Source organism: Pseudomonas sp. AC083, assembly GCF_979253165.1.
The window spans coordinates 198,194-209,498 of record NZ_CEEDDH010000001.1; the positions used below are offsets into that span (position 1 = coordinate 198,194).

The window sequence follows — 11,305 nt, forward strand, 5'->3', positions numbered from 1 at the left end:
CGCCGATGAAGGCGAGCGGCGGTACAGCGCTATTACTGGGCTTTCTTCATTTTTTCTTCGATACGGCGGTCCACATCCTCGCGGATCTGGTCGATGCTGAAGCTCGCCGGACGCTGGCTAGGTGGATAGTCGACGAACGTCTGCAGGAACTTCGCCGCGCGGCGGGTACCGTCGAAAATCAGATAATCGTTTTTCGTCAGCCAGTCATAGTACTGGTCAGACACGACATCGGCGCGTTCGTACGGGTCCATGCGCAGGTTGAACATTTTCGGCACACGCAGGCAGGTGAACGGTTCGCTCCACACCTGCAGTCCGCCGGGCGCGCGCTGCTCACAGAACACCAGTTTCCAATCATTGAAACGCATGCTGACCAACGCACCGTCATCGTTGAAGTAGTAGAACTCCTTGCGCGCGCTCTTGTCGGTTTTACCCGTCAGGTAGTCCAGCTGGTTATAGCCGTCCAGGTGCACTTTGAAGTTCTTGCCGCCGATGTCGGCGCCCTTGAGCAAGCGGTCCTTGATGTCGGTGTCGCCCACGGCGGCCAACAGTGTCGGGAACCAGTCCAGACCGGAGAACATCTGCGTGGAGACTTCGCCTGCCTTGACTTTGCCCGGCCAGCGAATCATCGCCGGTACCCGGTATGCGCCTTCCCAGTTCGAGTTTTTCTCGTTGCGGAACGGCGTCGTTGCAGCGTCAGGCCACGACCATTGGTTCGGGCCGTTGTCGGTGGTGTAGACAACGATGGTGTTCTCGGTCAGCTTCAAGTCATCCAGTGTCTTGAGCAGCTTGCCGACGTCGCCGTCATGCTCGAGCATGCCATCGGCATATTCGTTGCCGACCATGCCGCTTTGGCCTTGCATGGATTCGCGCACGTGAGTGAAGGCATGCATGCGTGTGGTGTTCATCCAGACAAAGAACGGTTTGTCCGCCTTGGCCTGTTTCTCGATGAACGCTTGCGCTGCCGCAGTGGTTTCGTCGTCGATGGTCTCCATGCGTTTCTTGGTCAGCGCGCCGGTGTCTTCAATCTTGCCGTCGGCAAAACTGTGGATCACGCCACGAGGCGAGGCGGCCTTGACGAACTCGGCATCATCCTTGGGCCAGTACGGACGCTCCGGTTCCTCTTCGGCGTTGAGGTGATACAGGTTGCCGAAAAACTCGTCGAAACCATGGTTGGTCGGCAGATATTCGTCTTTGTCGCCCAAGTGGTTCTTGCCGAATTGACCCGTGGCATAGCCCTGGGCTTTCAGCGCTTGGGCAATGGTCACATCGCGTGGCTGCAAGCCCACCGGAACCCCCGGCATGCCGACTTTCGACAAGCCGGTCCGCAATGGCGTCTGCCCGGTGATGAACGACGAGCGTCCGGCCGTGCAACTGTTTTCGGCATAGTAATCGGTGAAGATCATGCCTTCTTTGGCGATACGGTCGATATTCGGCGTCTTGTATCCGACCACGCCCATGGAATAGGCACTGATGTTGGTCTGGCCGATGTCGTCGCCGAAGATCACGAGAATGTTGGGTTTTTCAGCCGCTGTGGCGGTTGCCGACAGCGCCATCACCGAGGTTGCCACCAGGGCGAGTTTCGGTAGCCACTTGCGTATGCGAGTCATCTGACTTGCTCCTTTTGCACGGGGGTCGTTTTTTGCGAAAAACGTTTACTGCTCTCCTGCATCACGCTTTCTTATTGCACTTGCTCGGTTGCCGGCGGATCGAACGGATAGATCCGGCGCCATTCCGACGCCATGTCCACCACCGTCCAGCCACGGGAATTCGCTTCATCGAGGGCCTTGTCGAGTCGGCCGATATTCGATTGCCGGTCATAAGCCCACTCGCGCTTGGCATCGGTGTGGTGCACCAGCCCCATCAGGCGCTTGCCCGGCCCGGCGGCGGTCCACTGCAGCATTTGCAGGTCGCCGTCGGAGTTGCCAAAGGCGAGGATCGGCCGCCGACCGATGACCGCATCGATGCTGACCGGTTTGCCCGGACCGTCATCGTTGTGCGCAACTTTCGGCGTGCGCACGATCGACGCTTTGCCGTCCTTGAACTGGTAAGAGGTGACGAACGTGGTACCGATCACCTGTTCCGGCGGGATGCCGTAGACCTTCTCGGCGAAGGCGCGCATGAAGCCGGTATCGCCGCCGGAAACGATGTAGGTCTTGAAGTTCTGGCTGCGCAGGTAGTCGAGCATTTCCAGCATCGGCTGGAAGATCATTTCCGTGTAGGGCTTGCCGGTTTTCGGGTGGCGGGCCTGGCTGAACCAGGTTTTCGCGTAGTCATCGAAGGCTTCGGTGGTCATGCCGCTGTGGGTGGCGCCGACGATCTTCAGCAAACCCTCCATGCCCGACGCGGCGAGGGCTTTGTGATCATTTTCCAGCACCGCTTTGAACGGCTGTGTGGTTTTCCATTCCGGGTGTTGTGCGGCGGTGCGCTTGACCTCGTCGAAGGCAAACAGCAATTCGAAGTACGCCGGTTGTTCGCTCCACAAGGTGCCGTCATTGTCGAACACGGCGATGCGATCGGCCGGTTTGACGAAGTCCTTGCTGCTCTGGTCGGTCACGGCCTGGACGAACTCGATAATGCTCTTCTTGGCCGGGCCCTCGTTCCATGACGGCAGCGGTTCATTCGCCTGTGCCAGCAGGGGCAGAACCAGTGTCAACAGCAGGGCGAAACCGAAACGTTGGCGACGCAGCAACGGGTTGATCATGTGAAATCCTTCTCATGCACAGGGTTGAGCGGGCGCAGGGCCGGTGCGGGTTTCGCCTGTTGCCGGGCGACCTGACTTTGAAGCGTAGACAACGATTGGCGAAGCTGAACAAGTGTTTGATCGGCGGCAGACTGACGGCCGTAAAGCCCGCGTAACAATCCCTGCAAGCGCGGACCGGCGCCCGTGAGTTTCAAGCCCAGACGACTACGCCGCAGCCACAGGTACAGCGCGGTCAGTTGCGCCGGCCTGGCTTGCAGTTGCGGGGCGATCTGTTGCCAGGCGAAAGCGGGCGAATGCTGCCAGGCCAATTGCTTCGCCCGTTTATGTGCGAGCCAGCGTTGATGGGCGCGAACGGCGACGGGCCGCAGCAAGTACACACCGACGGCGAGGCCGACCGCCAGCGCCAGCCAGAGCAGCCAGCGGCTGGAGAAGTGCAAGTGATTCTGTTGCAGTTGCCTGAGGTCTTCGGCGAGCGAAAACACCGGTTTATAGGCGTTGTTGGCCGCGGCCTCGAAGCTCACGGCCGGCACCTCAGCGCTACGTATCTGCTTCGCAGAGGCGTCCCACCATTTCACGCGGATCGCCGGCAGCGTGTAAGTACCGGCACTGTCGATGCGATAGCTGGCGCTGTCGACACGTTGGCCGCCGAGGATATTGCCGCGACCATCATCCAGCGCAGTGACTTGTGGCGTCTTCGCGTAGCGACTCAAGCCGTCGACATCACTGAAGGTCGGAATCGGCAGGGCCATCGCCAGCGCGCCATCGGCTTGCAGGGTGAGCTCACGGGTGATGCTGTCGCCGACTTTCAGCGGTGTGGCCGAATTGGTAACGATCTGTTTCAAGCGCAACCCACTGGCGACCAAAGGCGTCTCCCCGGGCGCGAAACCGGGCGGCTGGGCGGCGCTGAAACTCAGCGGCTGGCTTTGTGCGCTGATTTCTTCAGTGGCCTGGCCCAGTCTGGCGCGTACGGTCAGCGCCGGGATATCGAAACTGCGCGCGACGTTGGGCGTGATCAGATAGCTATAGCGCAAGCCATTGAACGATTGACCATCGATGGTCTGGTTCAGATGCTGCGCCTGGCCGTTCGGCGGCATTACCAGCGCACCGTCGAGTTGCAGATCGGGCAGGGCGGCGGCGCTGGTGAACCAGGTGTCGGTGAGCACGTCGAGTTGCAGTTCGACCAGGCCGCCGACCATCGCGCCTTCGCTGGGGTTGAGGTGAGCCTCGACCTTCAGTTGCGCTGGGGCGGCAAAAACATTCAGAGAGAGCAGGCTGGTCAGCAGCAGGGCGCTGAGCTTTGCGCTGAGCGTCCGGGCCTCTTCGCGAGCAGGCTCGCTCCCACTTGGAGTCCACGGTTTTCCTGTGGGAGCGAGCCTGCTCGCGAAGGCCGCAATACGGTTCATGGCCGATCTCCCTGCTGATCCTGCAGACTGAATTTCTGCCGTAGAAACTTCGCCGGCGAGGTGGTCAGGTTCTCCAGCCACAGCGCGTCGGACGCCGCTTGCTGGGTCTCGACCTTTTTGCTCTGACCTTTACCGGGTTCCTTGTCGAATTTGACTTCATCGGGTTTGGTTTGCGGAGCGTTTTTCTCGGCGCTTTCGGTGTCCTTGAGCAGTGCCTGAGCCAAGGCCAGATTGGCGCTCGCTTCGGGAAATTGCGGCTGCAGTTTCAACGCCTCGCTGTAGGCGGCAATCGCCTGATAGAACTTGAAGCGGCGCACGTAAATGTTGCCCAGGTAGAAATACGCCTGCGGCGTGTCCAGGCGGGCAAAGGTCGCCATAGCCAAGTCGTAATCGGCAGCGTGATAGGCCGCGACGCCTTTCCAGTACGGGTCGACGAACAGCGCCGCGGCTTCGGGCAAACGATCATGCTCAAACGCCCAGCGGCCTTGTTGGTCGCGGGTGAAAAACGCATCGGTGAGGGCGTTGGCCTGCGCCGGCGCCGCAGGCCAGCCCAACCCTACGGCCAAAAACAGCGCCGGCATCCAGTTGACGCTCCAGCCTTTGCGTACGCTGAACAGCGCCAGTAACAGCAATGGCCAGCAGAGCCAGTAACCGGCGTCCTTCCAGTGCAATTCGCGCTGTTCGGCGCTGGCGCTCTGGAAGTGTTGGCGGGCGTGCAACTCGATCCACTCCAGGTCATCGTTATTGAGGGTCAGGCTGCCGAGCGGCGCGTCGACGGCCGAGGCCAATTGCTTGAGGGCCGCTTGATCGAAGCTGCCGAGCACCGGTCGCCCGCTACTGTCGATTTTCGGTTGGCCGCTGGCGTTAGTGATGACGCCCGCGTCTTCGCTGCCCACCGCCAGAACCAGAACCTGCAAGGCACTGCCGTCGAGGTGTTTTTGCAGATCATCGAGTTGCGTGGTATCGGCCCCATCAGTCATCAGCAGCAGACTGCCCGGGGTGTTCTCGGCGCTGAGCAAGCGTTTCGCTTGATCGATCACGGCGGCGACGTTCTTGCCGGGTTTGTCGATCAAGCCCGTGCCCAGGGCCTGGATGAAACTGTCGAGCAGCGCCGGATCGTCGGTCGGTGGCAGCACCAGATGCGCGCTGCCGGCATAGGCGATCAGTGCGGTCCGCGCAGCGGCGCGACGTTGCAGCAGATCATGCAGCTTGTGCTTGACCGCCTCCAGCCGCGTCGGCTGCACATCGTTGGCGTCCATCGACGGCGAAAGGTCGACGGCAACGATCAGTGGTGCGCGGTTCTCGAGAAAGTCCGGGCGATCCTGTTCCCACGTCGGCCCGGCCGCGGCGAGTGCGCCGAGGATCAGCAGCGCACAGAGCAGGTGCACCGGGCGCCAGCGCTGGTGATCCTGCGGGGTGATCAACAAGTGCGGCAGCAAGTGTTCGGCGATATTGCCGCGCAGGCGTTTTTGCAGGTCGCGGCTGCGACGCCAGATCAGTGGCAGCATTGCGCCGAACAGCGCAAGCAACAGCCACAGCGGGCGCAGAAAGTGGAAATCGCTGAGGTTGATTTCCATCTCAGGCTTCCTGCCGGTGCCGCGCATCCATCAGACGCGGGTTCAACAACGCGCCGAGCTGATACAGCGCCAACAACAGCAATGCTGCACCCAGCGGCCAGTAGAACAGTTCTCGCTGCGGTTGATGGCTAAGGGTTTTCACCTGATGCGGGGTGAGCTGGTCAAGGGTGGTGTAGACCTGATCCAGTGCCGCGCGATCTTCGGCGCGGAAGAAGCGGCCGCCGGTGGTATTGGCGATCTGTTCGAGGCCTTGCAGATTGACCTTCGCTTCGCCGGAAGCGTCGGGGTCGCCGATGCCGATGGTATGAATGACCACGCCTTTGTTGGCCGCCATTTCGGCGGCGTGATCCGGGGTGATCGCGCTGCTGGTGTCGTTGCCATCGGTCAGCAGAATCAGTACTTTTTCCTGCTCATGGGCCTTGTCGAGCAACTTCAGGCTGAGCCCGATCGCGTCACCGATCGCCGTGTTGGGGCCGGCCATGCCGATCCCGGTATCGGCCAGCAACAACGACAGGCTGGCGTGATCGAGGGTTAGCGGGGCCTGTGGATAGGCACCGCTGCCAAATACGATCAGGCCGATGCGGTCGTCCTTGCGTTTGTCGATGAAGCCTTGCACCACGCCTTTGACCGCCGCCAGGCGATTGATTTTTTCGCCTTGGGCGTTAGTGAAATCCTCGGTTTCCATCGACTGCGAAAGGTCGATGGCGAGCATCAGGTCGCGCACCGGTTGCTGGCGTTCGATCGGCTTTTCGACGTACACCGGACGTGACACGGCCAGCAGAATCAGCGCCCACACCAGCACATTGAGCAGCAGTTGCCAGCGATTGCGTCGACTGCCCGCGGTGCCTGGCGCTTCGCCGACCGCGCGGCTCATCGCGCCGAAAAACGGTACGCGCACGGCACTGCGGGCTTCGTTGTAGGCGGGCAGAAAGCGGTAAGCCAGCCAGGGCAGCGGCAGCAGGAGTAACAACCAGGGGTAATCAAGCTGCCACATGGTGATGCTCCACCCAGTATTGGCAGCTGTCGAAGAGCATTTGCCGTTGCGCTGCGGGGAGGGCGCGCAATACGGGGTCCGGCGCGTAGGCGAGTTGGGCCAGTTGAGTGCTGAAGTCGGCGGGCATTCTGTTTTTGCAATGCCGTTGTAGAAATTCCTGCCAGTCATCTTTGCCAAGCGCCGCCGGCCCTTGTGGGAGCGAACCTGCTGGCGAAAGCGCTGTGTCAGTGGATCGAGGTATTGCATGCGCTGACGTCTTCGCGAGCAGGCTCGCTCCCACAGGGGATGCACTCCAGCGCCACGATCGAGTGGGCATGGACAGGGCCGTGCGTTTGAGCAGCTCTGGCAATTCGCGCAGGGCATTGAGATCGTCACTGCGGCCGCGCAACTGTGCCAGTCGGGCAAGGGCTTCACGGCGATAGCGGTCGCGGCGCCATTGCCAATATCTGCGCAGGCCGAGCAACAGCGCGGCGAATATCAGCAACGCCAGCAACAGCCACCAGCCCCACGTTTGCGGCGCATAGCTGACGGGCGCGGGCAGGGCCAGCTCCTTGAGCTGATCAATGCTGGGGATATTCGGGTTCATCGCGCGCCCCCGGCGCTTTTGCCCAGTTCGGCGCGCAGCTGCCCATGGGCGTCCTCGGCGGTGCTGATCATCATCAGCGGCACCTGACTGCGGCGCAGCAGGGTGGCGACGTCCTTGAGCCGCCCGCTGAGAAAATCCCCCAGCGGCTGCTGCACGTTACGTTTCTCGATCGCCAGTTCGACCTGCAACTCGCCCTGGGTGACCAGCAGGCGACCGTTGTTCGGCAGTTTCAGCGCCAGCGGATCATAGACCTGCAAGGCAATCACATCGTTGTGCGCCGACAGCTGCCGCATCAATTGCAAGGTGCGTTCACCGGCACCGGCAAAGTCGCTGACGATGCAGATCAAGTGGTCGTGCCCGGCCACACCGAGGCAGCGCTGCAAGGCTTTGTCCAGTTGGTCCTCATCTTCGGCGTCGGGATTACCGGCGTTCAGCGCGCGGTTTTGCTGCACTACGCGGCTGAGCAGCGCTTCGACACGCTTGCGACTGCGCAACGGCGCGATGCTGTCGATACGCTGGTCGTTGAAGACCAGACCGCCGACCCGATCCCCGGCGTGAAAAACCATCCACGCCGCCAGCGCGGCGAGTTCGGCGGCGACTGCCGATTTGAAGCTGCGCTGCGAGCCGAAGAACATCGACATGCGCTGGTCGACCACGATCAGGGCCGGGCGGTCGCGTTCTTCGGTGAAAGTGCGCACCACCGGTTTGCCGGTACGCAACGAAGCGCGCCAGTCGAGGTGGCGCAGATCATCGCCCGGTTGATAGCGGCGCAACTCGTCGAAATTCAGCCCGCGACCGCGCAGCCGCGAGGCGTGGTTGCCGGCGAGGATGCTGCCCTGCGGCTGCCGGGCAAGAAAGCTCAGGTCATGGGCCTTGAACTCCAGCGCCATCAATTGCGCGAGAGAGACGTAGACCAGACCTTCGTCGTTCATGCGGGAATCGCCACTTTGTCGAGAATCCGGTCGAGCACCTGATCGGCGCTGACGCCATCGGCAACCGCGTCGTAACTCAGCTGCAAACGATGGCGCAACACCGGATGGACCACGGCGCGGACGTTGTCCGGCGAAACGAAATCCTGCCCCTGCAGCCACGCATCGGCACGGGCGCAGCGGTCCAGGCCAATGCCGCCACGGGGACTGGCACCAATGGCGATCCAGCGTGCGAGGTCTTCGTCGTAGTCGGCGGGGTGGCGGGTGGCGTTGATCAGGTCGATCAGGTAAGTGTCGATGGCCGGTGAAACGTGCACCGCGCTGACTTCCTTGCGCGCAGCAAAAATCACCTCCTGCGCCAAAGTGAAATTCTTCACCGGCGTGGTGCTCGCACCTTGGGCAAACTCTTCGTTGCGCAGCAGGCGCAGCACCTGGCTTTCGTTTTCGGCGCTGGGGTAATCGAGCAGCACCTTCATCAGAAAACGGTCCATCTGCGCTTCCGGCAGTGGGTAGGTGCCTTCCTGCTCGATCGGGTTCTGCGTCGCCACCACGATGAACAGCTCCGGTAGCGCATGGCTGTTGCCGGCGACGGTGATCTGGCGTTCCTCCATGGCTTCGAGCAGCGCCGCCTGGACCTTGGCCGGGGCGCGGTTGATTTCGTCGGCGAGGATCAGATTGCCGAACAGCGGACCTGGCTGGAATCGGATCTCGTTTTTGCCCTCGACCTGGTGCAGCACCTCGGCGCCAGTGATGTCCGAGGGCAACAGGTCGGGGGTGAACTGGATTCGGCTCATCTTGGCATCAAGGTGTTTGGCCAGTGCCTTGACCGTGCGTGTCTTGGCCAGCCCGGGCAGGCTCTCCAGGAGCAAATGACCATTGGCCAACAGCCCGAGCAGAATCTGCCGGATGACTTGATCCTGGCCGAGCACCGCTTCGGCGATGCTGGCTTGCAGGGCGTTGAGGTCGGTGAGCGCTGTCATGGGCAGTCCTTTGTGTCCGGGTCTAGAAAAACGCCAGGGTCAGATTGACGCTGAAGCCGTTGCCTTCGGGGCGGTTTTTGGTGTCGAACTCCGGCACCCAGCGCGCGCTGATATTGGCCTGGGCATCGGCGAATTTTCCGGCCCAGCCAATTACCGGGCCGGCGCCGACCGAACGGCCGCGATAGCCGTTGAAGACATCGGCGGTCTGGCCTTTGTCGTCAGTCAGTTGCCGCACGTAGCCAGCGGCAAGTCCGGCGTTCCAGCCATTGCCCAAGCCGTGAGTCCAGAGGGCGTCGAGGGTGAAGATGTTGCCGTTGCGATAATCGGTAGCGTCGTTCTCGGTGTAGAACTCCAGCCCGCTGGACAAAGTGAACTCGCCGCCCTTGCCGTCGAGATGGGTAAAGGCCACGGTCGGCATGAACGTGTAATTGTTCTGTCCGGGATTGGCCAGGCGATCCTTGTTATAGGCACCGGTCGGCACGTAGATCGGTAGCGACAGCGAGAGATGATTGAGTTCGTCGAAGTGATAACCGGCGGCGAGCGGGGTGATCAGCGCATCGGCAAACTGCGTGCCGGAATCGCTGTCACCCAACGTGCGCCCGCGCGGGCCGGTGATGCTCGCCTTGATGTCGGTGTATTGCACCGGCAGGCCCATTGCCGAAGCGAAATTCCAGCGGCCCTTGCCGGTGTTCCAGACATGAGTGAAGTTGGCCACGGTGTAGGAGACTTTCATGTCGATCCCGCCACTGATCGCGCCGGAAATCGGTGCGCCGTCGCTGCCCTTGAGCGAGCCGTCGTACCAGATGCTGGTCAACGACATTACCCAGCCCGGCTCCGGCGGCACGATGCCAGCATTGGCGAACACTTGCTGGCCCGTGATCGGCCGGCCCACGCCACCTTCCGCAGCGAACAGCGATGGACTGACACCCAGGCACAGCAAGAGGAGGAGACGCCCGCTCCGTGGCTTGAGCATGGTAAACGCCGCGCCACCCGGCCCCGGCAGAAATCCTCTATTCCCGGCTCGACTGCAGATCATTCCCGATTCCATGGTGTTTTTCCGGACAACTGAGCACTGTCGCGCCGCTACTGCGTTATCCCTTTGCTTATCAAGCCTGTAGGACACGTCCTTCTGAAACTAGCAGCTAATCGGGGGTTAGCCAGTCGAAGGAATTAATTCGTTGGTGGAGGCGACGCGGTGCACATATCACACCTCTAATCGTCGGAGCCGGGCTGAATCGAAGGTGGTTGGGGCGGCACTGCAAACTCTGTGGAAGCGAGCCTGCTCGCGAAAGCGGTAGTCCAGTTGACACACGTTTCTGATATCGATACCTGATTTCGCGAGCAGGCTCGCTCCCACAGGACTTGTATACAATCTCGCAGCCGAGCGCCCAACAATTTCCAACGGGGCATAGGTCGTCAGCCGATTTCGTGGTTAACTTCCGCCTCTTGCATGCTTTCCAATCAAAAAACAGAAGGACTCAAGTCATGGCTCAAGTCACCCTCAAAGGCAATCCGGTTCAAGTCAACGGCCAGTTGCCACAAGCCGGTTCCAAGGCGCCAGCCTTTTCCCTGGTAGCCGGCAATCTGTCCGACGTCACCCTGAAAGACTTCGCCGGCAAGCGCAAAGTCCTCAACATTTTCCCAAGCGTCGACACCCCGACCTGCGCCACCTCCGTGCGCAAGTTCAACGCCCAGGCCAACGACATCAGCAACACCGTGGTGCTGTGCATCTCCGCTGACCTGCCGTTCGCCCAGGCGCGCTTCTGCGGCGCCGAAGGTCTGGAAAACGTACAGAACCTGTCGACCCTGCGCGGCAGCGAGTTCATCGAAAACTACGGCGTGGCCATTGCTGACGGCCCGCTGAAAGGCCTGACCGCTCGCGCCGTTGTGGTGCTGGACGAAAACGACACCGTCCTGCACAGCGAACTGGTCAAGGAAATCGCCGAAGAGCCTAACTACGAAGCGGCACTGTCCGTTCTCAAGTAAGGCTTTTACAATTGTTAACGGCCTGGCCCTGTCCAGGCCGTTTTCATTTGTGTATCAGGGTTTTGCCTCATACCTTGAAACGTAAGTGGAAGGTAAATTGCCGGTAAAGCTGCTTTGCTTAAATCCACTCAGTGCTTATCGTTCAGCCT

At 61.1% G+C, this 11,305-nt stretch carries 10 protein-coding genes; 1 reads left to right on the top strand and 9 read right to left on the bottom strand.

Translation table 11 applies throughout. The features are described 5' to 3' along the window. Positions 1 to 32: 32 nt before the first annotated feature. The 9 genes from AC0IXA_RS00855 to AC0IXA_RS00895 all read right to left on the bottom strand — a co-directional run bounded on the left by AC0IXA_RS00855 (position 33) and on the right by AC0IXA_RS00895 (position 10,143). On the bottom strand, positions 33 to 1,607 hold the full coding sequence (locus AC0IXA_RS00855; RefSeq protein ID WP_016774612.1) for an arylsulfatase: 1,575 nt from the start codon (positions 1,605 to 1,607) through the stop codon (positions 33 to 35). A 71-nt stretch (positions 1,608 to 1,678) separates the two neighbouring features. Then, positions 1,679 to 2,701, bottom strand: coding sequence for an HAD family hydrolase (locus AC0IXA_RS00860; RefSeq protein ID WP_130910288.1), 1,023 nt, complete (start codon positions 2,699 to 2,701; stop codon positions 1,679 to 1,681). Then, complete coding sequence (locus tag AC0IXA_RS00865) at positions 2,698 to 4,104, bottom strand: BatD family protein (protein WP_471811176.1); 1,407 nt, start codon at positions 4,102 to 4,104, stop codon at positions 2,698 to 2,700. Before AC0IXA_RS00865 ends, AC0IXA_RS00860 begins: the two co-directional genes overlap by 4 nt. Next, positions 4,101 to 5,681 carry a VWA domain-containing protein gene (locus tag AC0IXA_RS00870; RefSeq protein WP_471811178.1) on the bottom strand — a complete coding sequence of 527 codons (1,581 nt, stop codon included), beginning with the start codon at positions 5,679 to 5,681 and terminating at the stop codon, positions 4,101 to 4,103. The genes AC0IXA_RS00865 and AC0IXA_RS00870 overlap by 4 nt, the downstream gene beginning before the upstream one ends. Before the next feature lies 1 nt (position 5,682). Next, the gene (locus AC0IXA_RS00875) at positions 5,683 to 6,675 is read right to left on the bottom strand and encodes a vWA domain-containing protein (RefSeq protein ID WP_471811180.1); all 993 of its coding nucleotides are present in this window, start codon (positions 6,673 to 6,675) and stop codon (positions 5,683 to 5,685) included. Next, on the bottom strand, positions 6,662 to 7,261 hold the full coding sequence (locus AC0IXA_RS00880; RefSeq protein WP_471811182.1) for a DUF4381 domain-containing protein: 600 nt from the start codon (positions 7,259 to 7,261) through the stop codon (positions 6,662 to 6,664). Before AC0IXA_RS00880 ends, AC0IXA_RS00875 begins: the two co-directional genes overlap by 14 nt. Further along, positions 7,258 to 8,193 carry a DUF58 domain-containing protein gene (locus AC0IXA_RS00885; protein ID WP_471811184.1) on the bottom strand — a complete coding sequence of 312 codons (936 nt, stop codon included), beginning with the start codon at positions 8,191 to 8,193 and terminating at the stop codon, positions 7,258 to 7,260. The genes AC0IXA_RS00880 and AC0IXA_RS00885 overlap by 4 nt, the downstream gene beginning before the upstream one ends. Then, positions 8,190 to 9,170 carry an AAA family ATPase gene (locus AC0IXA_RS00890; protein WP_125926892.1) on the bottom strand — a complete coding sequence of 327 codons (981 nt, stop codon included), beginning with the start codon at positions 9,168 to 9,170 and terminating at the stop codon, positions 8,190 to 8,192. Before AC0IXA_RS00890 ends, AC0IXA_RS00885 begins: the two co-directional genes overlap by 4 nt. A gap of 22 nt (positions 9,171 to 9,192) precedes the next feature. After that, positions 9,193 to 10,143, bottom strand: a complete 951-nt coding sequence (locus AC0IXA_RS00895; RefSeq protein WP_471811617.1) for a SphA family protein — start codon at positions 10,141 to 10,143, stop codon at positions 9,193 to 9,195. Positions 10,144 to 10,655: 512 nt separating this feature from the next. Between AC0IXA_RS00895 and tpx the strand changes: the two genes are divergently transcribed. Then, complete coding sequence (gene tpx / locus AC0IXA_RS00900) at positions 10,656 to 11,156, top strand: thiol peroxidase (protein WP_016774621.1); 501 nt, start codon at positions 10,656 to 10,658, stop codon at positions 11,154 to 11,156. The last annotated feature ends 149 nt before the right edge of the window (positions 11,157 to 11,305 follow it).

Bases quoted from the DNA above. Each gene is read 5' to 3' on its own strand.
- AC0IXA_RS00890 (WP_125926892.1), bottom strand. From the start codon at position 9,170: ATGACAGCGCTCACCGACCTCAACGCCCTGCAAGCCAGCATCGCCGAA.
- AC0IXA_RS00855 (WP_016774612.1), bottom strand. From the start codon at position 1,607: ATGACTCGCATACGCAAGTGGCTACCGAAACTCGCCCTGGTGGCAACC.
- AC0IXA_RS00880 (WP_471811182.1), bottom strand. From the start codon at position 7,261: ATGAACCCGAATATCCCCAGCATTGATCAGCTCAAGGAGCTGGCCCTG.
- AC0IXA_RS00870 (WP_471811178.1), bottom strand. From the start codon at position 5,681: ATGGAAATCAACCTCAGCGATTTCCACTTTCTGCGCCCGCTGTGGCTG.
- AC0IXA_RS00875 (WP_471811180.1), bottom strand. From the start codon at position 6,675: ATGTGGCAGCTTGATTACCCCTGGTTGTTACTCCTGCTGCCGCTGCCC.
- AC0IXA_RS00860 (WP_130910288.1), bottom strand. From the start codon at position 2,701: ATGATCAACCCGTTGCTGCGTCGCCAACGTTTCGGTTTCGCCCTGCTG.
- AC0IXA_RS00885 (WP_471811184.1), bottom strand. From the start codon at position 8,193: ATGAACGACGAAGGTCTGGTCTACGTCTCTCTCGCGCAATTGATGGCG.
- AC0IXA_RS00865 (WP_471811176.1), bottom strand. From the start codon at position 4,104: ATGAACCGTATTGCGGCCTTCGCGAGCAGGCTCGCTCCCACAGGAAAA.
- AC0IXA_RS00895 (WP_471811617.1), bottom strand. From the start codon at position 10,143: ATGCTCAAGCCACGGAGCGGGCGTCTCCTCCTCTTGCTGTGCCTGGGT.
- tpx (WP_016774621.1), top strand. From the start codon at position 10,656: ATGGCTCAAGTCACCCTCAAAGGCAATCCGGTTCAAGTCAACGGCCAG.